The 25,116-nt window shown below is 71.8% G+C and carries 21 protein-coding genes; 11 read left to right on the plus strand and 10 right to left on the minus strand.

From position 1 onward, the window contains the following. Positions 1-58 precede the first annotated feature (58 nt). The 3 genes from DEI93_RS00715 to DEI93_RS00725 are packed head-to-tail and all read left to right on the plus strand — an operon-like array spanning position 59 to position 2,896. Positions 59-1,759 (plus strand): alpha/beta fold hydrolase, encoded by a 1,701-nt coding sequence (locus tag DEI93_RS00715; RefSeq protein ID WP_220037862.1) that lies wholly within the window; start codon positions 59-61, stop codon positions 1,757-1,759. Then, the gene (locus DEI93_RS00720; RefSeq protein WP_111119547.1) at positions 1,746-2,321 is read left to right on the plus strand and encodes a DUF5819 family protein; all 576 of its coding nucleotides are present in this window, start codon (positions 1,746-1,748) and stop codon (positions 2,319-2,321) included. The genes DEI93_RS00715 and DEI93_RS00720 overlap by 14 nt, the downstream gene beginning before the upstream one ends. Continuing rightward, positions 2,318-2,896: a CypD family RiPP peptide-cysteine decarboxylase gene (locus tag DEI93_RS00725; protein ID WP_111010292.1), complete on the plus strand. Its 579-nt coding sequence runs from the start codon at positions 2,318-2,320 to the stop codon at positions 2,894-2,896. The genes DEI93_RS00720 and DEI93_RS00725 overlap by 4 nt, the downstream gene beginning before the upstream one ends. A gap of 791 nt (positions 2,897-3,687) precedes the next feature. Here the strand turns inward: DEI93_RS00725 and DEI93_RS00730 are convergent. Then, positions 3,688-4,101, minus strand: coding sequence for a hypothetical protein (locus DEI93_RS00730; protein ID WP_111119544.1), 414 nt, complete (start codon positions 4,099-4,101; stop codon positions 3,688-3,690). 264 nt (positions 4,102-4,365) lie between these two features. Between DEI93_RS00730 and DEI93_RS00735 the strand changes: the two genes are divergently transcribed. Further along, positions 4,366-5,019, plus strand: coding sequence for a TetR/AcrR family transcriptional regulator C-terminal domain-containing protein (locus DEI93_RS00735; RefSeq protein ID WP_258372214.1), 654 nt, complete (start codon positions 4,366-4,368; stop codon positions 5,017-5,019). A gap of 183 nt (positions 5,020-5,202) precedes the next feature. Here the strand turns inward: DEI93_RS00735 and DEI93_RS00740 are convergent, their stop codons facing one another. Continuing rightward, positions 5,203-6,276: an MFS transporter gene (locus tag DEI93_RS00740; protein ID WP_111119543.1), complete on the minus strand. Its 1,074-nt coding sequence runs from the start codon at positions 6,274-6,276 to the stop codon at positions 5,203-5,205. Positions 6,277-6,367: 91 nt separating this feature from the next. Here DEI93_RS00740 and DEI93_RS00745 point away from each other — a divergent pair, with 91 nt between their 5' ends. From DEI93_RS00745 to DEI93_RS00755, 3 genes are all read left to right on the plus strand, one after another. Then, positions 6,368-6,931 (plus strand): TetR/AcrR family transcriptional regulator, encoded by a 564-nt coding sequence (locus DEI93_RS00745; RefSeq protein ID WP_111119542.1) that lies wholly within the window; start codon positions 6,368-6,370, stop codon positions 6,929-6,931. A 237-nt stretch (positions 6,932-7,168) separates the two neighbouring features. After that, positions 7,169-12,868 (plus strand): hypothetical protein, encoded by a 5,700-nt coding sequence (locus DEI93_RS00750; RefSeq protein ID WP_111119541.1) that lies wholly within the window; start codon positions 7,169-7,171, stop codon positions 12,866-12,868. A 631-nt stretch (positions 12,869-13,499) separates the two neighbouring features. After that, positions 13,500-13,691 (plus strand): hypothetical protein, encoded by a 192-nt coding sequence (locus tag DEI93_RS00755; protein WP_146244374.1) that lies wholly within the window; start codon positions 13,500-13,502, stop codon positions 13,689-13,691. Here the strand turns inward: DEI93_RS00755 and DEI93_RS00760 are convergent. The 7 genes from DEI93_RS00760 to DEI93_RS00790 all read right to left on the minus strand — a co-directional run bounded on the left by DEI93_RS00760 (position 13,661) and on the right by DEI93_RS00790 (position 20,106). Beyond that, a complete protein-coding gene (locus DEI93_RS00760) occupies positions 13,661-14,920 on the minus strand; it encodes an RNA polymerase sigma factor (protein ID WP_111119539.1) in 1,260 nt (419 codons plus the stop codon). The genes DEI93_RS00755 and DEI93_RS00760 overlap by 31 nt on opposite strands. Continuing rightward, positions 14,917-15,303 carry a YciI family protein gene (locus tag DEI93_RS00765; protein WP_111050108.1) on the minus strand — a complete coding sequence of 129 codons (387 nt, stop codon included), beginning with the start codon at positions 15,301-15,303 and terminating at the stop codon, positions 14,917-14,919. Before DEI93_RS00765 ends, DEI93_RS00760 begins: the two co-directional genes overlap by 4 nt. Positions 15,304-15,424: 121 nt before the next feature. Then, positions 15,425-16,615 carry a Fic family protein gene (locus tag DEI93_RS00770; protein WP_111119538.1) on the minus strand — a complete coding sequence of 397 codons (1,191 nt, stop codon included), beginning with the start codon at positions 16,613-16,615 and terminating at the stop codon, positions 15,425-15,427. 165 nt (positions 16,616-16,780) lie between these two features. After that, the gene (locus DEI93_RS00775; protein WP_111119537.1) at positions 16,781-18,349 is read right to left on the minus strand and encodes an alpha/beta hydrolase; all 1,569 of its coding nucleotides are present in this window, start codon (positions 18,347-18,349) and stop codon (positions 16,781-16,783) included. 164 nt (positions 18,350-18,513) lie between these two features. Continuing rightward, entirely contained in the window at positions 18,514-19,137 is a 624-nt protein-coding gene (locus DEI93_RS00780) for a class I SAM-dependent methyltransferase (RefSeq protein ID WP_111119536.1), read from the minus strand. Between the two features lie 115 nt (positions 19,138-19,252). Continuing rightward, positions 19,253-19,564, minus strand: coding sequence for a hypothetical protein (locus DEI93_RS00785; RefSeq protein WP_111010280.1), 312 nt, complete (start codon positions 19,562-19,564; stop codon positions 19,253-19,255). Positions 19,565-19,701: 137 nt separating this feature from the next. Continuing rightward, positions 19,702-20,106, minus strand: a complete 405-nt coding sequence (locus DEI93_RS00790; protein ID WP_111119535.1) for an arsenate reductase ArsC — start codon at positions 20,104-20,106, stop codon at positions 19,702-19,704. Positions 20,107-20,255: 149 nt separating this feature from the next. On the opposite strand from DEI93_RS00790, the gene DEI93_RS00795 reads away from it, so the two are divergent. Then, on the plus strand, positions 20,256-20,867 hold the full coding sequence (locus DEI93_RS00795; RefSeq protein ID WP_258372213.1) for a TetR/AcrR family transcriptional regulator: 612 nt from the start codon (positions 20,256-20,258) through the stop codon (positions 20,865-20,867). A 76-nt stretch (positions 20,868-20,943) separates the two neighbouring features. On the opposite strand, the gene DEI93_RS00800 is transcribed toward DEI93_RS00795, so the two are convergent. Then, on the minus strand, positions 20,944-21,744 hold the full coding sequence (locus DEI93_RS00800) for a sugar phosphate isomerase/epimerase family protein (RefSeq protein ID WP_111119534.1): 801 nt from the start codon (positions 21,742-21,744) through the stop codon (positions 20,944-20,946). 151 nt (positions 21,745-21,895) lie between these two features. On the opposite strand from DEI93_RS00800, the gene DEI93_RS00805 reads away from it, so the two are divergent. The 3 genes from DEI93_RS00805 (at position 21,896) to DEI93_RS00815 (ending at position 25,087) form a co-directional block, all read left to right on the plus strand. Beyond that, positions 21,896-23,140 (plus strand): MFS transporter, encoded by a 1,245-nt coding sequence (locus DEI93_RS00805; protein ID WP_146244373.1) that lies wholly within the window; start codon positions 21,896-21,898, stop codon positions 23,138-23,140. A gap of 239 nt (positions 23,141-23,379) precedes the next feature. Next, positions 23,380-24,225, plus strand: a complete 846-nt coding sequence (locus DEI93_RS00810) for a helix-turn-helix transcriptional regulator (protein WP_111119532.1) — start codon at positions 23,380-23,382, stop codon at positions 24,223-24,225. Positions 24,226-24,406: 181 nt separating this feature from the next. After that, complete coding sequence (locus DEI93_RS00815) at positions 24,407-25,087, plus strand: phosphatase PAP2 family protein (protein WP_111119531.1); 681 nt, start codon at positions 24,407-24,409, stop codon at positions 25,085-25,087. Positions 25,088-25,116: the final 29 nt, after the last annotated feature.

Here is a 25,116-nt window from a genome sequence, read left to right on the forward strand (position 1 = left end):
CATCCGTCCACCCCGCCGATCCGTCAACGACCCACGGCAACGTGCGATCAACGCCACCATGGCGCCGATCGCCGTCGGCCAGATCCTCAGCTCGGTCGAGGCGCTCACGATCGGACCCCTCTACCGGCGCGACGGGCTCCTCCGGGGCGTTTCCGCGCGCGGCACCGTCCCCGGGACGCTGCGGCACCGCCTGGCGTCCGCCCTCGACGCCCCTGCCACCCCGAAGGTGCTGGCCGCCGTCAACTTGGCGGCGTCCGTTGCGCTCCTGCTCGGCCGGAACCGTCGCCCCGTGCAGATCGCCGCTTCGGCGGTAATCGGTGCATGCAACCGCTTGAACGAGGTACGCACTCCGTACGGCCGGGACGGCGCTGACCAGATGACCGCCGTCATCACGCAGTACCGGGCTGTCTCCGCACTCATCCCGGGTGCCGAGCGCTCGGACGACCTGTTCCTCCGTGCCGTGAACCTGCAGGCCGGGCTGAGCTACTTCGTCTCCGGGTTCGCGAAGTTGTTTGGGTCGAGCTGGGTGCAGGGCGATGCGCTCGGCGAGGTCGTCCAGACCCAGGCGTACGGCAGCGGTCCCGCGGCGAAGTTCCTCAAGTCGCGACCGCGGCTGACCCGGGCGCTGACCTGGGCGACGCCGGTTTGGGAGATCGCGTTTCCGATCGTGTACGTCGTCCCCGAGCGGTGGGGCAACGTCCTGCTCGTCGGCGTCAAGGGCTTCCACGTCGCCGTCGCCGCGGTCATGGAGCTTCCGCGCTTCATCTGGGGCTTCACGGGTTCGCATGGCGCGGTCCAGTACGTGGTCGGTCGGCATGCGCTGCCCTCCGTCAGGCTCGAGCGTCTCGTCCTGACGGCGGCCGTCGCGATCACCGCGACGACTGCCACGTACGCGGCCGGACAACGGGCGATCGACGTCGAGCGGCGGCGCGGCTTGAAGGGGACGGCGCTGCTCCCGGTCGGTGACGGCGAGGTCGAATACCTGCACAGTCCGCCGACGGCGGCCGGCACCGACCCCGCGACGGCACCCGTGGTGATCCTCGAAGCCGGCCTTGGCAACCCGCTGGACGCCTGGGCTTGGGTGTCCGCGATGGCCCGCTCCGACTTTCACCTCGTCGCCTATCACCGTCGCGGGTACGGTCAGACGACCTCGTCGGCGGACCCGCACACCGCCGTCGACGCGCTCGTTCGGCAAACCGGGTCGTCCGGTCCGCTCGTCGTGGTGTCCCACTCGATTGGTGTGCTGGCGCTCGCCGGCTACGCCGACCGTGACGTGGCCGGCCGGAGGATCACATCAGCGGTCGTGGTCGACGGGACTGACCCCGACCTCCTCGCGACCGACCGACGAGACCGCAAGCGGGTCGGGTCGTTCCTGCAGTCGCAGCTGCGCAGCATGTTCGCCGCGCTCACCGGCATCTACAACTTCGCCCCGCACGCCGTGGACCGCCAGTCCCGGTACGAACCGGACCAACAGATGGGCACAGTGCAGTTCGTATTCAGTCCGCGCAACATCTACCGCGCGACCCGCGAGTACTTCGAGTTCGACACGGATCGGGCGCTCGAGGTCCTTCGGGGCATCCCGAATCGGTATCTCGTCGCCTCCCAGGAGAACGCCGCACAGCAGGCCGAACTCGCCCGGAAGCTCGGCGCGGCACACCGACTCGTCGCGGACGCATCGCACCGGTCCGTCATCGGGTTCCGTCAGAACGCCGCACAGGTGGCAAAGGTCGTCGAGGAGGCCGTTGATGCGGCTGCGTAGAGTTCGCCGAGCGATCGGTGCGGTGGCCGCCGGCGCGCTCACCGCGCACCTCATCGCGACGACTTTGTTCAACACTCCGGACTCGTTCAACCTCGACCTCCGGCGGTACGTCGGTGGATGGACGCTGCCCGGCTGGCGGTTCTTCGCACCGAACCCCGGCGTGCAGAACGTCCACCTCCTCGTCCGGACTGGCGACGGTGACACGACGGGGACACCTTCCCAGTGGCAGGACATCACGCCGACAATCGGTCACCACATCACGAACGTCGTCTTCCACCCGCGGAGCCGCGGGCCGAAGGCGCTCTTCGACGCCATGCAACAGCTGTCGGTGATGAAGGCCAACTACTCGCGGTTCGATTGGATCACGTCGAGCACGCCGTACGAGCTCGTCACCGATGCCGCGCGCGGTCTCCTCCCCTCACGCACGGACGAGCGCTTCCAGTTCCTGCTCGTCAATTTCTTCCCTTCCGCAGTCGACGACCAGCGGGTACAGCCGATCCTGGTCTCCGAGTGGGAACACATCAGGCCAGAGGGGCGCGTCACGACTGGGGAGCGCAATTGACCACGCAGTCGTCGCTAACGCCCTTCGCAGGCCACGAGCTGCACCTGCACGTGTCGGGCTCGATCTCAGCCTCGCTCGTGCCCTGGTGGGTCAACTGGCTGCGCTTCACCACCCCGGACGTCGTGGTGAACCTGTCGGTCTCGACCCGCGCGACGGCGTTCGTGTCGGTCAATGCGCTCCGAGCCCTCGCCAACGGCCAGGTCTGGCTCGACGACTGGGACGAGCCGTCCGTCCCGCACTCCTGGCGGGACGGACAGAGCGGTACCTCGGAGTGCTTCGTGGTGTTCCCCGCGACGCTCGACACCGTGATGCGCTTAGCTCAAGGACGCGCTGATTCGCCAGCCCACATGATGCTGCAGATTACTGATTTACCCATCATCTTCGCCGACGTCTTCCCCGCTGAGAACGAGGTCATCGAACACTGGCTTGAGGTCCTGCGCAAGCGTCCGAATGTGTCGTTCGCCCCGCGCATCGAGACTCCTCGAGTGACTGACCGGTCGACCACCTCGAGCGGTTTCAACCTCCCCGGTGCGCTGGCGCTCGCGAACCAAGCGATCGCAGATCGGCGAGGGTGACGGCGTCACACTCCTGAACACGACCACTGCGGACGGCAGGCGCGGTCTCGAAGCGCCTCGCGTCGATCCGGGCCGGCGCCGAGCAGCTGTTCGACGTCTAGTCCGAAGCCCCTCCTGATCAGGGTTTACCCGAAAAAGTGGGAAAATCGAAGCCGGCCCAGGGGAAACCCAGCCAGCGAGGCCGAGCCGGGGTGCCTGCATCCGCCCAACGCGCGGGTCCCCGAGACCGGCAAACGACCCGCCAGCGTGATCGATCTGCAGACCGGTCTCCAGAAGAGCGCTCGGCCTCGGACGAGGGCTCTCGTCTGTCAGGTGCCCACGGTCTCGATGATCCTCATCCTGCTGGCAAGGTTCGATCTCCTGGTTGCTCCTCATCGGACCGGCGCGTGGCTCCCACTGGTCGTGGTCATGCCCTGCATCCTTCGGCGTTCGCCATCGAGCGACCGGCGCGACCGGAAGGCGCGGACCTGAGTTCCGGTGTCCCAGTCGACGGTCCACCCCGGTTCGCGGCGACTCGGGTCCCCCACAGTCGCCGCCGCCTGCTGGTGTTCCCGTTGAGGTTGTCGTTCACCTGAAGAAGTCGGCGTACCTCGGCCCCGTGACACCGAAGGGCGGCACGTACTCGCCGCGGTCTTCGATCGCGTCTGCGGCTTGCGGACTGACGGTGATCGAGCTGTCCTCGCGGACGCGAGCTTCGATCATCGCCGCGAGCTCGCTCGGAGGCGTCAGCCCTCGGCGTCGCCACTCCCGCGGTGACCGCCGCAAGGCATCGAGTTCCGAGTTCCCCAACTTCATCTGACATTCCCTCTTTGCGTGTGGTGATCGCGCCAGACGGAGCGGCAGCACACGATGCGCATGGACCGCAGTGCCATGCCGAACAGCGTCCGTGTCTGGCCCCGGGGAGCTGCAGCCCGCGAGCGTTGCGGGCTCCGCGGAGCGTTGCCTCGCTCTGCCGTTGCGGTGCTCGGCGCGTCCTTCACAGACGGCTTCTCGTACCCCGCCCGGAGGACGCCGCCCTCGAAGTCCGCGTCGTCCAGGCGCGAGAAGGATTCGGAGGAGCCGAACGCGCCCGTGCGAGTGGTGACCATCGCGGCGCGCCGCGTCTCGTTGACGACGGAGACCTGGCCGACCGTTTCGAGGTTCACGTCATCGGCCCCGCGAACGCTGGCGCCGATGAGCTCGTCGATGCCGCTGTTGTCGATCACGTGCTTCTCCTTGTCAACGGCGCCGTCGTCCGAGCGCAGGTGCGGAGTCTCGAGGTGCGCACAACCTGGCGCGCTTGTCCGGCTTACGGCGTAAGTCACGTCGGAACTTACGCCGTAAGCGCGGGTACCGTCACCAGGACCGGTCGCTGCCTCCCGGTGACCGGGAGGCGCGGGATCGCGAACCAGCAGGGAGGCGTGTCCGTGGCGGAGCATCCGAGGACGAACCGGTCAGGATCGGGAGCGCTGAGGCTCAGTCGCGGCCTCGTGGTCGAGACCGCGCTCGGGCAGATCGACCGGTCGGGCACGCAGGGCCTGTCGATGCGATCCCTCGCGCAGGAACTCGGTGTCGAGGCGATGTCCCTCTACCGGTACGTCCACGGGAAAGAGGACCTCCTCGAGGGGGTCGTCGCGTCATTGATGGGCGAACTGACCTCGCAGCTCGAGGAAGCGCAGGGGGAGCACTGGCAGGTCTTCCTGCAGACGGTCGCGCACGAGGTGCGACGGATCGCCGACAGCCACCCGAAGGCGTTCCCGCTCGTGGCCACGCGCCACCCGGCAGCACCGTGGCTGCGTCCACCGCTTCGGAGCATCGAGGTCGTCAACACGTTCCTGACCGCGCTGACCAGGAACGGCTTCACCGATGCACAGGCCGTGAACGCCTACCGCGCCTTCAGCAGTTTCCTGCTCGGGCAGCTGCTGCTGCAGTCCGTCGTCCGCGGAGCCGAAGCAGGGCCCGCTGAGGAACCCCTCGACGAAGGAGGCGCCACGGTCCCTGAGGGAGATGGATCGATGTCGTTGGACGCCGCGCCGGAAGTCCGTCGACTCCGGGCGTTGCTCAGCGAGGACCGGAGCGACGAGGAGTTCGAGGTCTCCCTCGAAAGTCTCCTCGATCGTCTCGACCGCGAGCTGTCGCAATGAGCAAGTCCGGGTAGCGCATCGGTCGGCGCACGACACCCATCCCCGCCTGGCCTCCACAGGGAACGGGTAACCGGGCAGTAGGGCACGTCAGAGTCAACTGAACCTGCAGCAGTCCCTCATCACCGAGCCTGATGGCGTGTGCGGCACGGGCACGCAGGAGCCGGCCTCGGCGTTCGGCGCGGGTCAGCCGGTCGCCGCAGCCGTCCGCTTGCCGGCGCGGAGGTGCACGAGCGCAGCGACGACCACGAGCGCCACCACCAGCGCACCGTACGCGACGGCGGTCCGCTGCAGGCCCCAGACGCCAGCGGCGAGCCCAGCGCCGAGCGCCGGCATGCTGAACGCGGCGTAGCTGACGATGTACATCGTCGCGAAGACCTGACCGCGTTGGTGCCCCGGGGCCTCCCGACCGAGCACGGCGGCCCCCGCGACCGAGCGGAGCCGTTCGGGGACGGTCGAGGCGAGTGCGGTCCCCGCGGTCCCGGCCACGAAGAAGACGGCGAGGACGACCCCGACCACGAAGTGGTCCTGCACGCCGAGCACGCCGCCGATGACGGACGACCCGAGCGACAGGTACAGGCCCGCGAGAGCCCACGCGGCACAGATGAGCGGGAGCAGCGCGAGGAACGTGGGGCGGACCTCCCGGGGGAGGCCCGCGGTCGGCAGCAGCGACCGGAGGAGCGATTCGCGCGGTACCGGACGGTCCTCGCTTCGTTCGCCGACCCTCCAGACCAGCGCCGCGAGCGCGAGGTCGACCGCGGCGAGCACCCAGAACACGAGCTGGCGTGGCAGGGGCGCGTACTCGACCAGGCCGCCGGCGAGCACGGCGCCGACGGCGATGCCCAGCGAGGGCACCGCGCTGCTCACGATCGAGCCGGACCGGGAGGTCGGGGCTGCGTCCACGATCATGGCCGTCAGTGTGCCGGTGGCCGCGCCGACCGCGAGACCCTGGAGGACCCGGGCTGCGATGAGCGCAGCGGTCCCGTCGGCGCCGGCGAACACGAGCATCCCGACGGCGAGGACGAGCAGGGACGCCGAGGCCACCGGACGGCGGCCGACCCGGTCCGAGAGGGCGCCCACCGTGAGCAGGGCGACGAGCAGTGCCGCGACGTAGACCGCGAAGACGACCGTGAGGGTGAAGGTTGAGAAGTGCCACAACCGCTGGTACGTCGGGTACAGGGGTGCGGGGGCGGAGGCGGCGGTGAGGATCGCCGTGCCGGACGCAGCGGCGATGGCGAACGCGACGGGTCGGGACGGCATGCGGACGGACCTCCTTAACGCAGTGATCGTTGCGATAAGAACGGTAGGCCAGGGTCGACACAAAAGCAATGGACGTTGCGACAATGGAGGCATGCCCTCCTCGGAACCGGTCAGCCGTCCCGGCGGCCGGAGCGCGCGCGTCCTCGAGGCCGTCTACGCGGCCGTCGGCCAGCTGGTCGGCGAGGGCGCAGAGCGCATCAGCTTCCCGCTCGTCGCCGAGCGGGCCGGCGTGAACCCGACGACGCTGTACCGACGGTGGCCGGACGTCGGCGCACTCCTGCAGGACGCCACGGTGGCGGCACTCACGCGTGAGGGGGACCCGGTCCCCGACACCGGGTCGCTCGACGGCGACCTCATCGGCTGGGCCACCGCCGTGGTCCGGGACATCGGCCGGATCGAGCGCGCACGGTTCCTGCGCGCGATGGTGTCGGCGCGGACGGATCTCGTCGTGCACTGCGCCGTCACCGAGCGGCGGCGTGAGCAGGCCGCCGCCGTGATCGGCCGGGCCGCTGCCCGTGGCGAGGCGCCGCCGACCGTCGACCAGGTCCTCGACCACGTGATCGCACCGCTGTACTACCGGACGGTGTTCGCCCTGCCGGTGAGCGAGGAGGACGCGGTGCGGTTGGTGGGGGACGTGCTCGCGATGGCGCGGTGAGCCGGAGCGGGGCTCCGTGGGCCGCCATGACTTCGGCTGGATGAGGGTCCTGACAGTAACGGGTCCCTCGACCCCCGGAAACACGGCACACCCCTCGGACAGGGGTGCCCAGCGCCGTCACGCCGCTCGCTAGCATCGCGCCTGAGTGAGAGTCGCTCGTACTTCTCACCGATCGCACTCTGGGGGAAGCATGGCCGGCATCGTGGCGCGGGCGTATCGGCTATCGGCGTCAGCCGCATGAGCCACCGCGGACGTGGCCTGCGCCCGAGAGGGTTCCCGAGTCGGGCTGCCGTCGTCACGATCGGAGTCACGTCGGCCGTCGCCGCCGCGCTGACCGCGACACCGGCGACGGCCGCGTCGCTCAGCGCGGCCCCGGGGACGTCGGTCAGCGGCCACGTCGCGAGCTCGGCCCGCGTCGCCGCCGCGCCGGCATCCTCCAAGAGCGTCAGCACGCCCGCGGTCAGCCGGCCCTCCGGGACGTACACGGTGGCCCTGAATGCGACGCGCTGGACCGCGGTCGGCAAGACTGGCATCCAAGTCAAGTCGCAGGGCAGTTCGTCCAGTGCGGTCCGGAGCGTCTCGATCAGCGTCGTGAGCTCGACCACCGCCCAGACGCGACACCTCGACGGCCTGGCCCTCGACATCAAGCGGACCGATCGCACCACGAGGTCCGGGGCGGTCCAGCTCCAGGTGCCGAGGAGCCTGTTGACCAGCACCGACGGCGCTGACGTCGCGGACCGGACGACCTGGGTGACCCTGCCCGCCGGAGCGGCGCTCTCGGCGACGAACGCGACGGCGGTGACGACGACGGCGAGCTCGGGCTCCGTCGTGCTCACCCCGAAGATCACCACGACGGCGACCACGGTCGCGGCGACGAGCGGACCGGTGTCGGCGAGCGGCACGGGGTCGTTCGCCGCGGCCCCCACCGTGCCGTCCTCGGCCCCGACCGCTCCGTCCGTCGCGTCCTCCGCTGCGACCGTCCCGTCGTCCGCTGCGACCGTCCCGTCGTCCGCCGCGACCGTCCCGTCGTCCGCTCCGTCCGTCGCGTCCTCCGCCCCGGACGTCGCCGCGCAGACGGGGTCCCTCTCGTGGACCTACCCGATGACGGTCCCGCCTGCGCCCGCGGGCCCGACCCCGCACCTCGCGCTCGCCTACGACTCGCAGTCGGTCGACCGCGAGACGGGTTCCACGAACAACCAGCCCTCGGCGATCGGCGACGGATGGAGCCTCACCGGCGGCGGTTTCATCCAGCGACAGTACGTCTCGTGCTCGCGGGACGACAGCGCCGCCGTCGCGACCTCCGGCGACCTCTGCTGGAGGACCGACAACGCGACCCTCGAGCTCGACGGTCACAGCACACCCCTGGTCCGCGACAGCGCAACGGGTGCGTGGCACCTGCAGACGGACGACGGGTCACGCCTCGAGCACCTGGTCGGGACGGCGCACGGCTGCGCCGCGAACGGAACGTCCGACACCGACTGCTGGCGCCTCACGACCACCGACGGCACCCAGTACTGGTTCGGGCTGAACGAGCTGCCCGGCTGGGCCAAGGGCAAGGCCACCACGAACTCCGCCTGGACGGTCCCCGTGTTCGGGAACGGCGCCGGTGAGCCCTGCCACGCGTCGACCTTCGCGTCGTCCTCGTGCATGCAGGCGTGGCGGTGGAACCTCGACTACGTCGTCGACACGCACGGCAACGCCGAGGCGTACTACTACGACGCCGAGACGAACAGCTACGGCAAGGACGGCAGCAGCACCACCTCGTACACCCGCGGCGGACAGCTCGACCACGTCGACTACGGCCTGACCAGGAGCACGGTGTACTCGTCGAACGCGGCCACGGGCCGGGCCTCGTTTGGTTACGACGCCTACGGCCGGTGCAGCGACACCACGCACAAGACGTGCACCAAGGAGAGCCTCACCGCGGCGGCGACCAAGCCGGCCACCGCCTCCGCCTACCCCGATGTGCCCTGGGACCAGTCGTGCAGCGCCAGCTGCTCCGCGCACCGCGTTCCCACGTTCTGGACCGACGCGATGCTCGACACCGTCACCACGAGCGTCCGTTCGGGTTCGGGCTCCGCGACCGTCGACAAGTGGACCCTGTCGCACTCGTTCCCCTCGCCCGGCGACGGCACGAGCGCGGCCCTCTGGCTGACCCAGGTGCAACACACCGGGTACGCCGGGAGCACGAGCATCAGTGAGCCCGCGACCAGGTTCGCGGGTGTCCGGATGCAGAACCGGGTGTCCGCGACGGGCGGGCTGGCGCCGCTCGACAAGTGGCGGATCTCGTCGATCACCGCCGCGACGGGCGCGGTGATCTCGGTGAATTACTCCGCACAGCAGTGCACCGCAGCGCGGGCATCGGTGATCGAGGCGGCAGCGGCGAGCAACGACGAGCGGTGCTTCCCGCAGCCGTGGGCATCGTCCGTGGTGCCGGCGGCCGCAGCGCGCCAGGACCTGTTCCACGAGTACGTGGTCACGAGCGTCGTCCGCGACCCGAAGACCGGCGGCGGCGACGACCCCGCGCAGGAAACCGACTACGTGTACACCGGAACACCGGCCTGGAGGTACGACACGAGTCCGTCGACGCCGGCCGCGCAGCGCACGTGGTCGGTCCCGGCGGGCTTCGACCGGGTCGAGGTGCGCGAGGGCGCGCCCACGACACCGTCGGCGCAGAAGACCACGGACTACACGTTCTTCCGGGGCCTCGACGGCGATCGCGCTGCCGCCAGCGGTGGGACGAAGACCGTCGCCGTCACCGGGACGACGATCCCTGACACGCGGTGGTTCGCGGGCCGGGTGTACGAGGAGAAGGACCTCGACGGGGTCGGCGGCTCGCTGTTGTCCGACACCGTGCACACACCGCGGGCCGGGAGCGTCGAAGCGGACGACGGCCTCGACACGGCCCGGGTCGTCGCCGACGGGAACAGCACCACCACGGAGCCGATCGCGTCCGGTGGGAGCCGCACCACGCAGACCACGGCGACCTACGACGCCCACGGGGACCCGACGTCCGTGACCACCGCGACGTCGGACGCCGGCACCACGTGTGTCACGACGTCCTACGCGCCGGCGAACACCGACGCTTGGATCGTCGACCTGCCACAGGAGGTGACGGAGACGGGCGCTGCCTGCGGTGGCGACCCGGGCCTCCCGGCCGATGTGGTGTCGGACACCGAGACGAGCTATGACGGGCACGCGTTCGGCGCCGTGCCGACGGTCGGCGACGCGACGTCGACCCGCAGGGTCACGTCGTACAGCGGATCCACACCCGTGTGGACGACGACCGACACGAGCACGTACGACGCGCTCGGTCGGCGGACCAGCTCCCGGGACGCGCTCGGCCGGACGACCACGACCGCGTACACGCCGACGGTCGGCGGGCCTGCCACGCGCGTGACCACGACCAACCCGATGGGCTGGACGAGCACCACCGGGTACGACGGCACGCGCGGCGAGGTCCTCACGCAGACCGCGGCGGACGGCGGCCTCACCACGACCACGTACGACGCCCTCGGACGCCGTACGGACGTGTGGCTGCCCGGTCGGGCGCGCACGACGTACCCGACGTCGCCGTCCTCGGCCTACGCCTACACCGAGTCGCAGACCGCGCCGTTCGCGGTCGCCACCACGACCATGAACGCCACCACGAGCGTGACGACCGACACCCTGTTCGACGGCCTCGGGCAGCAGGTCCAGACGCAGGCGCCGTCGCCCTCCGGCGGCTCGATCGTCACCGACGACCAGTACGACGCCCAGGGGCGCGTGGTCGTCGTCGACCACGACTACTGGGCGAGTGCGGTGGCGCCGTCGGCCAAGCTGTTCGTGCCCGCGAACCAGCAGCAGATCCAGTCCTCGACCCAGACGCAGTACGACGCGGCCGGCCGCACGCTGGCGACGGCCACGCGGTCCTTCGGCAAGGAGCTGTACCGGACGACGGACACCTACCCGGGGAGCGACGAGGTCGTCACCACGCCGCCGAGCGGTGGGATCCCGACGGCGACCTCCACGGATTCCCTCGGGCGGTGGACGAAGCTGGTGCAGTACCTGGGCAGCACCCCGTCGAGCAGCACGGGGGCCGACACGACCACGTACGGGTACGACGCCGCCGGGCAGATGACGTCGATGACCGACCCGGCCGGCAACGAGTCGCGGTGGACCTACGACCTCCAGGGCGACCAGGTGTCCGCCGTCGACCCCGACTCCGGGATGACGACCGCCACCTACGACCTGGACGGCGAGCAGCTCATCCGGACGGACGCGCGGGGACGGACGGTGGCGTACACGTACGACGACGACGGCCGGAGGACCGCCGAGTACGACGGCAGCACCAGCGGCGCGCTGCTCGACTCGTGGACCTACGACAGCCGCAAGGTCGGTCAGCTGACGTCATCGTCGAGCTACACGGGCTCGGTGCCCGGTGTCCCCGGCGCCGCGTACACGACGTCTTACTCCGGGTACAACGCGTACGACGAGCCCACGGGCGAGACGATCTCGATCCCGTCGGCAGCACCCGCGTTCGGTGGCACGACCTACACCCTCGCCTACGGGTACGCGGTGGACGGTTCGCTCCTCGCGACCACCTACCGAGCGATGGGGGGTCTCGCGGCCGAGAAGGTCGTCACGAACTACAGCGCGCTGGGTGACCCGGTCGGGATCGGCGGCGCGGCTGATTACGGTGACGTCCTCGTGAACGCGCTCGGCCAGGTCGCGCAGATCGACCGTGGCGGGACCGTGGCGAACTCCTCCGCCTACTCGTACGACGAAGCGACCGGGGCGCTCACCGGCATCGAGGACATGACCGGCACCGGATCCGCCACCGTGGTCCAGGCGGACCGGACCTACCACCGGAACGACGCCGGCGTCATCACCTCGGCGGTCACGACCGGCGCGGCGGGGGCTGAGATGCAGTGCTTCGGCTACGACTCGCTCCAGGAGATCACCAACGCCTGGACCCCCGCCTCGGGTGCCTGCGCCAGCGCTCCCACGGCCGCAGGCCTCGGCGGCGCTGCGCCCTACTGGCACAGCTACGCCTATGACACCGCGACCGGGAACCGCCTGTCGGAGACGGACCACTCCGCAACCGGCGGTCCGGACACGACGAGCACGTACGCCTACCCGGCAGCGGGCTCGGACCAGCCCCACGCCGCACAGTCGGTGACCACGACCGACGGGACCACCACGACGACCGACCAGCTCGCCTACGACGCGGACGGTGACACCACGAGCCTCGACGGGCGCGCTGTGGCGTACGACGCTGACGGCAGGGTGCAGTCGATCACCGCGGCGGACGGTGGCCAGGTGCAGGGTGACGTCCATGACGCGAACGGCCACCTGCTGCTGCAGGACGACCGGGTCGACGGTGCTTCCCTCGTCATCGGCGACACCGAGCTCCACCAGGCGCCGGGGTCGACCACCGTGACTGCATCGCGCACGTACTCCGTCCGGGGCATCACCGTCGCCGAACGGGACACCGACGGCACCGGTGCCGCGACCGTCTGGTTGCTCGACGCCGACGTCGACGGGACCGTCGACCTCGAGAGCAACTCGAGGACCGGTGCGGTCGTGCGGCGGTGGTTCGACCCGTTCGGCGTCGCCGTCAGCAGCGATGCCGGCTGGAGCTCCGACCACGGCTTCCTGAACCAGCCGACCTCGAGCTCCACGGGGCTGACCGAGGTCGGACCGCGGGTCCTCGACTCCGCGCTCGGGCGGTACCTCGCACCCCGGACCGGAGCCGGAGCCGGACCCGGAGCCGACCCCGGACCGACGGGCGTGCAGCAGACGAGCCAGTACTCGTACGGCGCGAACGACCCGGTGACGCCGACTGGTCCGGGCGGCGCCTGGTCCTCCTCGGTCACGGGTCCGCAGCCGTCGGCTGGCCCGGTCGGCATGCCGGAGCCGCCCGCGGCCGACTCCGGAGCTCCGTGGTCCCGCTGAGGCGCCGCGGGCGGACCACGCACATCGTCCGTCCCGGCTGACGCCCGGACCGCGAGCGGGGGCGCTTCAGCATGGGTGCGTCGCTCTTGGTCGATCTGTGGTGATGCCGGCCGGGCGCCAGGTGTCGTCGCGCATCACCGCAGGCTCACCGACGGCATCGAGATCGAGGTCGAGATCGTGACCGATACCGTGCCGCGTTCCGGTCGAGGATGCTCGGTCAGCCTCACTTGAGTGCGCTACCACGACTGGGCGATACAGGTGAGAGCGCTGGACCATTGAGGACGGAGGGGACTGCATGGAATCCGGGCGGTTGCAGGAGGACGTACCGCATGCCGGAGCGCGAGAGCTGCTGCGGTGATCGACAGGGGACGGTGGTGGACATGGTGACGATGTACCGCTGTCCTGTGTGCAGATATCCCGGCTTGTACGAGCCGGCGCGTAATCGGTACGGTCTTCCCTCGTTCGATATCTGCCCCTGTTGCGGCTATCAGTTCGGCGTGACGGATGACGACAGGGGCATCGATTACGACCAATGGCGGCAGAACTGGCTTGATCTTGGTGCGCCTTGGTGGTCTCGCGAGGGTCCACCAGAAGGATGGGATCTCGAGCGGCAGCTCAGGGAGGTGTGAGCGTGAAGATCACGGATCTGGATCAGCCCGTCGCGTTCGGGACGCGCACGTTCCCCCTCTCGACCCTGATCGAGGATTGGGCGGCCAGGGTTCTGAAGTTCGCCGAAGATCCGACGACCGAGACTGAACGCCCGTGGACGTTCGACGACTACCTCGGCGCGCTTCACCTCCGCGACGTCTCGACCCCCGCGTAGACCGCCCGCCGCACGAGTAGGTGATCGCGCTCGGCCGCGTTCTCGACCAGGGCGAGTGCGCGATCGCACGCGACCACGGCCTCCTCGGGCCGCCCGCTGCGGTGGAGCAGCTCGGCGCGCGTCGCCGCGAGGTGGTGGTTTCGGGCGAGCCGGGCGTCGTCCCGCAACCGCTCGAGTTCGACGAGGGCGGCGACGGGGCCGTCGACCTCGGCGGTGGCGACCGCCCGGGCGAGCAGGACCATCGGCGACGGCCACGCGCGGGCGAGCGCGTCGTACAGTGCCCGGATCTGCCTCCAGTCCGTTGCCGCGGTGGACGGCGCCTCGGCGTGCAGGACGGCGATCGCGGCCTGCAGCGCGAAGCGTCCGGGCGGGGGCCGGAGCGCGCGGAGTGCGCGGTCACGGGCCTCCTCGATCATGGCGCGGTCCCACCGGCTCCGGTCCTGGTCGGCGAGGGGGACGAGCGCGCCGGCGGCGTCGACCCGCGTGCTGCGTCGGGCGTCGGTCGCGAGCATGAGCGCGAGCAGGCCCTGCACCTCGGGGTCGTCGGGCAGCACCGCCACGAGCATCCGGCCGAGTTCGACGGCCCGGTCCAGGAGGTCCTGCTGCAGCAGTCCCGCACCGGACGGAGCCGTGTGGCCGGCCGTGAACACGAGGTGCACGGTGGCGAGGACCATCGGCAGCCGGTGCGGGAGCTCGGCGGCCGGCGGGGTGCGGAACGGGATCCGCGCGTCGTGGACCTTCCGCTTCGCCCGGGTGAGCCGGGCTGCCATGGTCGCCTCCGGCACCAGGAGCAGCCGCGCGGCGTCGGCGGTGGGGATCCCGCACACCAGGCGGAGCGTCAGCGCGAGCTGGGACTCGGGGGCGAGCGCCGGGTGACAGCACAGGAACACCAGGTCGAGGCGGTGATCGGGGGTGTCCCGCGGCTCCGACGGGGACGGCGACGGATCCGGCTCGACGAGCAACGGGAGCTTCCGCCGCAGCGTCATCGCCCGGCGGACGGCGTCGAGTGCGCGACGACGGGACACCGTCGCGAGCCAGGCCACCGGGTCGTCGGGCACGCCGCCGGTCGACCAGGCCTCGATCGCCGTGGCCGATGCCTCCTGCACACACTCCTCGGCCAGGTCGAGATCGCGCGTCACCCGCGCCGTGGCGGTGAGGAGGCCCGCCCACCCGCGGCGGTGGGCCTCCTCGAGCGCCGCGCGCACGACCGCCGGGGTCGTGCCCGTCATGCCCCGTCGGCGGCGGGGACGCCAGGAGCCTGCCCGGAGGCCGCTCCCACGTCGCCGCGGACCCATCCGCCGACCACCGGCCGGACCTCCACCGCGCCGCCCTGCCACGTGGCCGGGTTGCGGGCGGCGATCGCGAGTGCAGCGTCGAGGTCGGGCGCCTCGATGATGCCGAGGCCGGCGATGACCTCCTTCGTCTCGGCGAACGGGCCGTCGCTGACCACGCCGTCCCGGACCGTGGTGGTCACCTCGGGCGGTGTCAGTGCGAAGGCCGCCACGAGCGCGCCCGACGCGATGAGGTCGGCCGCGTGCTGGTCGTGTTCGGCGAGGTCCTCGGCGGTGGCCGGACCTGCACCGGGGTAGATGAGGATCGCGTACTGGGTCATGTCGTCTCCCGTCGTCGTCGCCGGTGGTTCCACCGGTACTCCCTTGTCGAACGGGGTGTGCGGGAATCGACAGGCGGCGCGGACGACGTTTCCACAGGGGCAGGGTCGGGACGCGTTCCGACTACCCGCGGCGCTCTGCCGTGATGGCGTTCCGGATGCGCAGGTCGAGGTCGTCGAGTTCGTCGAGGACGTCGCGCGCCGCGAACACGCGGTCACGCTTCCGGTCCGTGACCTCGTGGATCACGCCCGAGTCCTCGAGTCGAGCGACAGCGCGGAACACCGTCTGCTCGTCGCGATGCGTCTCATGGGCCATCTGCTCGACGGTGAACACCGGGAGCGCGAGGAGATGGTCGATGACGTCCTCCGCGCCCGAACCCCGGCGTGGGCTGGCGGCGGCACGCCAATCGGAGGGCAGGGTGCGGAACAGCGCGGCCGTGTGCTCCGACTCACGGGCGGCGATCTGCGTGGAGAGCGCGATGTCCTCGACGATGCGGTCCGCGTCGCCATCCCGGTAGGCAGTGAGCGAGTCGAAGTAGTGCTCTGTGTCGGCCGAGAGCGCCGAGGCGACCGGCACGACCGTGCTCCGGGCGACGCCGCGACGGCGGAGCACGGCACCGAGGAGCGCTCGTCCGATGCGGCCGTTGCCATCGGTGAACGGGTGGATGGTCTCGAACTGCGCGTGCACGATCGCGGCCTGCGCCACGGGATGGACGTCGTCGGCGTTCGCGAACGTGATCAGGTCAGTCATGAGGTCGTCGACGGCCTCGGCCGGTGGCGGGACGTAGAGCGCGCCTCGCGGACTGTGGTCGCTGCCGCCGATCCAGTTCTGGACGTCACGGAGTCGCCCGGCGGAGATGCGCTCGGACGGATCTTCCGACATCAGGGCGTGGTGCGCGGCCAGGATCGCGTCGAGGGTGATCGCCGGGTGCGCCGTGTCGATCAACTTCGTCATGGCGCGACCGGCGGACACCATCGAGACGGCCGACGAGTTCGACCGGACCCCGCCCAACGCACGCGCGAAGTCCTCGACGGACGCCGTGACGTGCTCGATCTTCGACGAGGCGACGGACTCGGTCCTGACGAGGAACCCGGCGAGCGGTCGGAGGACGTCGGCGTAGGTCTCCTCGAGCGTCCGCACCTCGCGCATCGCGCGCTCGAGTTCTCGCGAGGTCACGGCCGTGAAGGGGAGCCCGGCGATGTGCGGTGGCACCGAGACGTCGACCTCGGTCAGGCGCCGATCGGCAGAGGACCCACGCCGTGAGGACGGAGTCCACGGAACGGTCCGGAACGTCCGCGCGGGCCAGGACACCACGTCTCCCTCCTGCACACAACTGACATCAGCGAGGGTTAAACTATCAGTTGTGGCCCGTAAGTGACAGTAACGGCGCCGCTATTTCCACTTACGAGCGACAAGTGACAGTAACGTGAGCGTTGCTGTCACTTCCGAGGCCAGCGGGCAGGCCCCCGGCTCAGCGTCTCAGCGGCACCGCGGATCGCGACTCGGCACGAGCCCCTGCACGAGGTACGCGTCCACCGTGTCGTCGACGCACTCGTCGCCGTAGTTGTACGCCAGGTGCCCCTCGCCGACGTGGGTGACGAGGTGCCCGGACGGGAACAGCGCGGCCAGGGTCTTCGCCTGGTGGTACGGGGTCGCGGGGTCGCCAGTCGAGCCGATGACGAGCACGGGGTCCTGCCCGCCGTGCGTCGGGGGCGGCGGGGACGCGACCATGCCGTCCGGCCACTCCCCGCAGGTGACGTCGCCGTACGCCTGGTAGGGACCGAGCGTCGGCGCCGCGTGCGAGAGCTGCTTCGCCTCGTGGCGCATGTCCGCGGTCACGTCGTCAGCGCCGCCGTCGAGGCAGCCGATCGCGGTGAACGCCTCGGTCGCGTTGTCCCAGTACTTCCCGTTCGAGCGCCGGCCGTTGTAGGCGTCGGCCGCGTGGAACGCCTTGGCCGGGTCGCCGGCCGCGACGCCGCGGAGCATGGTGGTCAGGGCGGGCCACTCCGTGGTGCTGTACAGGTCGTTGACGATCGCGGTCGAGAGCGTCGCCCCGTCGAGTCGCCGCCCGTCGCTCGCCATCAGGGGATGCGTGTCGGCCGCGTGCAGCAGGTGACGGATCCGGCTCATCGCGTGGTCGACGGTGCCCGTGAAGGGGCAGGTGGCGTCGCCGACGACGGCGCTCTCCGATCCGCGGACGCAGGCCCGGGCCCAGGCGCGGAGGTCGCCCTCGAAGCCCTTCGCCTGCGCCACGACGCCGTCGGTGGAGGTCGGGGTCCAGATGTCGACGGCGCCGTCGAGCACGAACCTGCCGACGTGGTGGGGGTAGAGGGACGCGTAGACGCTGCCGAGTTCGGTGCCGTACGAGTACCCGAGGTAGTCGAGGCGCCGCATGCCGAGATCGGCGCGGAGGAGCTCCATGTCGCGGGCGGCGCTCACCGTGTCGACGTGCCCGAGCAGCGCTCCGGTGTGCTCGGCGCAGTCGTGGGCGAACGTCCGGGCACGCTCGCGGTCCGCGGCGAGCCACGTGCTCGATCCCATGGTGCCGGGGAGGACGCTGTAGAGGTACCGGTCGAGCTCGGCGGCGCCACCGCAGTGCACCGCGCTGGAGTACCCGACGCCGCGGGGGTCGAACCCGACGACGTCGTAGTGCCGCGCGACCGTGGCCGTGACGGCGTTCCGCACGCTGCTCCCGACGAGGTCGACGCCGGACTCACCCGGCCCGCCGGGGTCGACGAGCAGCGTGCCGAGGCGCTTGCCGGTGGCGCGGTGCTCGATGAGCGCCAGGTGGATCGCGCGCGTGCCCGGGTCCTCCCAGTCGAGCGGGGCCTCCACGGCGGCGCAGCGGTCGTGACCGCACGCGGTCCAGTGGACGGCCTTCGTGAACTCGCCGAGGACCAACCGGTGCGCGATCACCGGCCCGGTCGTGAACGCGGCGATCGCCCCGCCGATCAGCCCGGCGAGCACCGCCACCACGATGAGCAGCAGGACACCCCCGGTGCGGCGTTCGGCGGTCCCCGGATGCTCCCCGGTCGTCCAGTAGGTCACGTGCTCCCCCTCGTCGGCCCGGGAACGCTACCAGTCGTGCCGTCCGCCGCGGTCCTCCCCAGAACGGGGATGTGGAGGGTCCCCGCAGCACACCCGGTGGGGAGGGCCGTCACGGCCTCACCCCGAGGGTCCCTCCGCGTGGACCCTCCGCGTGGGCCGTCTGGTCAGGGCAGGCGCGTGGCGCGCACCACGACGTCGTGGAGCACGACCGGGCCGCTGCGGCGCACGATCTCGCGCCGCGGCTCCTCCGCACGGTCGACGCGCCAGTCGGGTCCGTCGAACAGGGCGGCGACGTCGGCGGCACCGACCGTGGCCTCCTCGGGCGGTGCGGCGTCGTGCCGGTGGTGCGACCCGTGTCGGTGCCCGACGACGAGCAGCGTGCCACCGGGCGCGACCCACCCGCCGATCCGCTCGTAGAGCGCGAGCTGCGGGATCGTCGCGTGCGCGTAGGCGGTCGTCACCAGGTCGAAGCGGCGCTCGGGTTCCCAGGTGGTCAGGTCCGCGGCCACCCAGCTGACCGCGTCCGTGACCTCCGCCACGGCTGCGCGCCGTGCGGCGCGTTCGAGCGCGGTCGGCGCGATGTCGACGCCGGTCACGTGCCAGCCGTGCTGCGCGAGCCACACCGCGTCCGTCCCGGTGCCGCACCCCGCGTCGAGCGCGGAGCCGGGAGGCCCGGCCTCCGCCGCCTGCACCAGGTACGGGGTCGGAGTGGTCGGTCCCTCGGCTTCGTCGCCGTCGGCGTCGCGCCAGTGGGCGTCCCAGGAGTCGCGGTCGAAGCCGATGGTCATGACGGCATCATGCACCCCGGGCCGCGCCCGGGCGAGCCGTGCGTGGGCGACTCGTGCTCGGCCGACCTCGCGCGGGGGCCCGGGCGCGAGGGCCCGGGCGCGCAGGGCGGAGCCGTCAGGGACGCCCGGTCGCGTACTGGTTCGCCGTGATGAGCCGGTACGTCACGTCGGGGCCCGAGTCGGCGACCTTCACCCACACCCGCTCGCGGTCGCTGAACTTCATCGACACGCGGTCGTAGGCCTCGCCGCCGATGCGGTGCCCGGCGAAGTACGACGGCCGCCCCTCGGTGCTCGACAGCAGGACGCCGACGAACTCCGCGTCGGTCGGGGGTTCGCTCAGCAGCTCCGCCGGGTCGAGCTGCAGGATGATCACCTCACCGCGGACCACGTTGCCGGGGGTGCCGTCGGAAGCGTTGCGTTCGGTCATCGTCGACTCCTGCTCTCCGGGCGATCTGAGGACAGCGTAGGCGCGGGCCGATGGAAGCGGTAGGGCCGCGGGAGCGGTCGGGCTGCAGAAGCGACCGTGCCGCAGAAGCGACCGTGCCGTCGATCGCGCCGGACGGGTCAGGCGTCGAGCTCCGCGACGAGCGCCCTGACGCGCCGCCGGATCTCGTCACGGACGGGCCGCACCTGCTCCAGCGGCAAGCCCGCGGGATCGGTGAGCTCCCAGTCCTCGGAGCGCTTGCCGGGGAACACCGGGCACGCGTCGCCGCACCCCATGGTGATGACGACGTCGGACGCGCGGACGGTGTCCGTCTCGAGCACGGTCGGCCGACCGGCGGTGATGTCGATGCCGTCCTCGGCCATGGCCGCGACGGCGACGGGGTTGATGTGGTCCGCCGGTTCGCTGCCCGCCGACAGCACGGTCACGCGGTCGCCCGCGAGGTGCTGCAGGTAGCCCGCGGCCATCTGTGATCGCCCGGCGTTGTGGACACACACGAACAGGACGGTGGGGCGGTGGTCGGTCATCGTGCTCCGGGGCCTCGTGGGGCGGTGCGTGCCGCGGGACGTGTGGCACGGTGAGCAGGTTGCCCTCCCCGTCGCTCCGGTGCAACCCGACCGGCGGCCGATCTCGCGAACGTGCCCCCGGCCCTCCCGGCTGGCGCTACGTTGGGGGCGTGACCAGCGCTGGATCCGCCGAGGACGCCCCACGGCGCGGGTACCGCAAGGGGGCGGAGCGGCGCGCGCAGATCCTCGACGAGATGATCCGGATGGTCGCCGAGCAGGGGGTCGACGCGTCGTCGATCCGTTCTGTGGCGGACGCGCTCGGCATCTCGCACGCGGCGCTGCGGCACTACTTCTCGTCCCGGGACGAACTCCTCGTCGCCGTGTACCGGGAGCACGAGGTCCGCACCGTCTCGGCGGCCGAACCCCCGACCTCGGCGATCGGGGACATGCGCGAGAGCACCGACCGCAACCGGTCCGTGCCCGGGCTGGTGCAGCTCTACACGACGCTCGCGGCCGACGCGGTGCAGGAGGGCCACCCGGGGACGCGGGAGTTCATGCGCGAGCGTTTTCGATCGCTGCGCCACGACCTCGCCGAGCTCATCCGACGCGACCAGGAGGCCGGGCGGATCCGCGCGGACCTCGACGCGCAGGACCTCGCCTCGCTGAGCATCGCGGCGTCCGACGGGCTGCAGGTGCAGTGGCTGCTCGACCCCGAAGCCGTCGACGGCGCGCGGGTCCTCCGGCTCCTCGAGTCGATCGTGCCGCCGGGGCCGGCTGCCTGATCGGGACGGCGCTGCCGATGGGAACGGGGCGGGGCCGCGCCGGATCACCCGGTGCGGCCCCGCTGTCGAGCTCAGCTCAGTGGTCGTTCTCGCCCAGCCAGGCCAGGGACTCGGCGATGCCCTCGAACACGTCGCCCTTGTAGGCGTCGAACTCGACGACACGCAGGGCCTGCGGGGCCGCGGCGAGGATCGCGGCGACGTCGACGTCGCCCTGACCGGCGGGGGTCTGGTTCTCGAACGCCGCCTTGAGCGCGTCGGGCACGACGAGCGCGCTCTCGCTCGACGGGAGGGCCGTGGCGATGTCCCCGGTCACCTTGCCGTCCTTGACGTGGATCGCGACGACGCGGTCGCCGAGCCCGCGGAGCACGGCCGGTGCGTCGGCACCGCCGACGGTGGCCCAGAACGTGTCGACCTCGAGGACGACCTCGGGGGCGAGCTGCTCGACGAACAGCTCGTAGATCGGACGACCGTCGACCTTGTTCGTGAACTCCCACTGGTGGTTGTGGTACCCGAAGCGGAGGCCGGAGCCCGCCGCCTGCTCGGTGAGCGTGTTGACGCGCTCGGCGAGGCGCTTCGCGTCGTCGGCGGTCTGCCACCGGTCCGTCGGGATGAACGGGTCGATGACGGTCGTGATGCCGAGGCGCACGGCGGCCTCGAACACGGCCTCGGGGGCCTCCGAGTCGATCACGGCGGCGTGACCGGACGGCGCGGTGAGGCCGGTCGCGGCGAACACGCGCTCGTAGTCGTCGACGCGCTCCTGGAACGCGTACGGCTCGACGTGCTCGTAGCCGATCTCGCGGACCCGCGCGACGGCGGCGTCCAGGTCGGCCGCGACGGCGTCCCGCAGCGAGTACAGCTGCACGGAGGTGATGGGCATTCGGAACTCCTTCGGTCCTGGCAGGGGTGTCCACCCGTCGCGGCCGTGCGATGCTCCGGCGTCGTCGACAGGATCGGGACGACGCTACACGCAATACCTTCCGGTGTGTAGTTTCCCCGGCGCGTCCCGCGGCGCCGTTACGATCCGGAGCGTGACCGACTCCCGTTCCGGTGCCGACGCCGTCGTCGACCGCCGTGTCCTCGTCCGATGGCGGACCGCGATCATCGTCGCGTTCGGCATCGGTGGCATCACCCTCGCCGCGTGGGGACCGCGCCTGCCGGAGCTCCGCGCGGAGCTCCACGTGACGACCGGCACCATCGGCGTCGTGCTCGCCGCCGTCACCGTCGGGTCCGTCGCCGGGCTGCTGCTCGCCACCCCGCTGCTGCGGACGCTCGGGAGCCGACGTGCGATCGCGAGCACGATCCTCCTGGTCGCCGTCGCGCTCGCCGTCATCGGCCTCGCCGCCGCCCTCGGGTCCGTTCCCCTGGTCGCCGTCGCGTTCGTCGCGGCCGGGCTCGGGATCGGGTCCCTCGACGTCATGATCAATGTCGAGGGCACGGCTGTCGAGGCCGCGATGGGCCGCACCTTCCTGCCGCTCATGCACGCGGCATGGTCGGGAGGCGCGGCACTCGGGTCCGGGATCGGTGCGGCTTGCGCGGCGCTCGGCATCGCACCGTCGGTCCAGTTCGTCGGCGAGGCCGTCGCGATCGCCGTGGCGGGCCTCGTCCTGACCCGCTCGATCCCGGCCGGCGCCCGGACCGAGGAGCCGGGGGAGCCCCAGACCACCGGCCGCAAGGTGCTCGAGTGGCTGCGCGGATGGGCCGACTGGCGGCTCCTGCTCATCGGGGTCGTCATGCTCGGCGTCGAACTCGGCGAGGGGTCCGCGAACAACTGGCTCACCCTCGCCACCCGGGACGACCACGGCGAACCCGCAGCGGTCGCCGCGCTGTTCTTCACCGTGTTCGCGCTCACCGAGGCCGCCACCCGGGCACTCGGCGGCCCGTTCGTCGACCGGTTCGGCCGCGTGTGGACCGTCCGCGTGACGGCGGCGCTCGGGGTGCTCGGCGCGGTCGCGTTCATCCTCGGCGGGACCTGGTGGATCGCGCTCGTCGGGGTGCTGCTCTGGGCGGTCGGGGTGTCGATGGGGTTCCCGCTCGGCATGTCCGCCGCGGCCGAGTCCGGCCCGGACCCCGCCGCGCGGGTCAGCGTCGTCGCGTCGATCGGGTACTTCGCGAACTTCGCCGGTCCGCCGGCCATCGGGCTCCTCGCCGAGCGGTCGAGCGTCCTCACCGCGCTGTGGCTCGTGGCGGCAGCGTTCGTCGCCGCGTTCGTGGCCTCCGGGGCGCTGCGGCCGCGGACGGCCGGGCCGAGGGGAGCGGCGGCGGCCCGGGCCTGAGTGCGGTCGGACGGGGCTGCGTCGTCGGGCTGCGCGCGGGGACGGATGCTGCTGCGTCGTCGTGCTGCCCGCGGGCGGCTGCGTGGTCGTGCTGTGCGCGGTCGGCTGCGTGGTCGTGCTGTGCGCGGGCGGCTGCGTGGTCGTGCTGTGCGCGGGCGGCTGCGGCGCCGGCGCCGTCCGCGGCGTCCTGGGACCGGTGGACCCAGGACACCGCCGCGCCGGTCGCGGAGACTGGACGGGTGCAGACCTGGGAGTTCGGACGGACCGTGCGGCGCTGGCGAGACCGCGTCGCGCCCGAGACCGTCGGCGTGCCCGTGGGCGGCCGCCGACGTGCGGTGGGCCTCCGGCGCGAGGAACTCGCAGCGCTCGCCGGGATCTCCGCCGACTACCTGACCCGGCTCGAACAGGGGCGGGCGACCTCGCCCTCGGCGCAGGTCGTCGAGGCGATCGCCCGAGCCCTGCGGCTCTCCGACGCCGACCGCGACCTCCTGTACGACCTCGCGGGACACGCCGCACCCGGCCCCGACCTCGTGCCGTCCCGGATCTCGGCGAGCGTGCAGCGCCTCCTCGACCGGCTCGCGACCACCCCGGTCGCTGTGTACGACGCCACGTGGACGCTCATCGTCGCCAACGCGCCGTACGACGCGCTCATGGGACCCACCTCGACCTGGCGCGGGATCGAGCGCAATGCAGTCTGGCGCAACCTGATCGGCCCCGGCACCCGCGTGGTGCACAGTCCGGAGGAGCTCGCGGCGCTGCAGGCCGGACAGGTCGCCGAACTCCGTCGTACCGCGAGCCGCTACCCGGCCGACCGGTCCGTGCAGGCCCTCGTGTCCGAACTCGCCGCCGGGAGTGCCCGGTTCGTCGAGCTCTGGGAGGCGGAGACGGTCGCCGCGGACCGTGGCACCGTCAAGCGCAAGGTCGTGCAGCACCCGACCGTCGGGCCGATCGCGCTCGACTGCGACGTGCTGGTCGTGGCCACCGACGACGTCCGCATCATGCTCTACACGGCCGAGCCCGGCACCGAGGACGCCGAGCGGCTCGCCCTCGCGATCGTGCTCGGGACGCAGACGCTCGTCGACTGAGCCCACGTCGGACGGGAGGTCCGCTGCTGCGGTGGGCGCGCCTCCCGGATGGCTGGCGAGTCCGGTTGCCGCTCGAAGGTGGGTCGCGGGTTCCGGCTGCCGCCTCGGGTGGCTCGGGGCTCGTGGGGCTCGGGGAGGGGCTCCCGGGTGGCTCCCGGGCGCGCTCGGCCAGGATGAGCCGATGGACACGCGCCGCCGGAACGCCTCGAGCCGGGCACGCGTCGCCACCGCGGGTGCCGTGCTCGTCGCGCTCGTCCTCGTCGGCGTCGTCATCACGCACGACGCCGACTGGCACGCCGTCGAGCTCGCCGTGGACCAGGCCGCGATCGACGGCGCGCCGACGTGGGCGCACGCGATCGCGCTGGTGATCGGGAACACCCTCGCCCCGGGTGGGGCCACCGTCATCGTCCTCGTCATCGCGGCGATCACGTGGGCGGTCCAGCGCCGGTCGGAGGCGGTGCTGACCTCCCTGGCGCTCACCGTCGTGCCGTGGTGGGCGACCGAGGCGCTCAAGCTCATCGTCGAGCGGCCGCGTCCAGCCGTGCGGGGCGTCGCGGCGATCTCGACCCCGTCGACGTGGTCCTACCCCTCCGGTCATGCCGCCGTGGCGACCGCGCTCGTGATCGGCGTGCTGGTCCTGCTCGCGCCGACGCTCCGGGAGCGGCCCGTGGCGCGGCGGGTCGCCATCGGCCTGGGCGTCGTGGTGGTGGGGGTGGTCGCGGTGTCGCGTGTGGTCCTGGCGGTGCACTACCCGAGCGACGTCGTGGCGGGACCGCTCTGCGCGGCCGCGTTCGCCGTCATCGTGTGGGAGATCCGGCGGGCGATCATGCGGCGGAGCCGGCGCGCGTCATCGCGTCGATGACGAAGCGGGAGCGGAGGCCCGACCGGACG

Source organism: Curtobacterium sp. MCBD17_035, from assembly GCF_003234815.2.
Lineage (GTDB): Bacteria > Actinomycetota > Actinomycetes > Actinomycetales > Microbacteriaceae > Curtobacterium.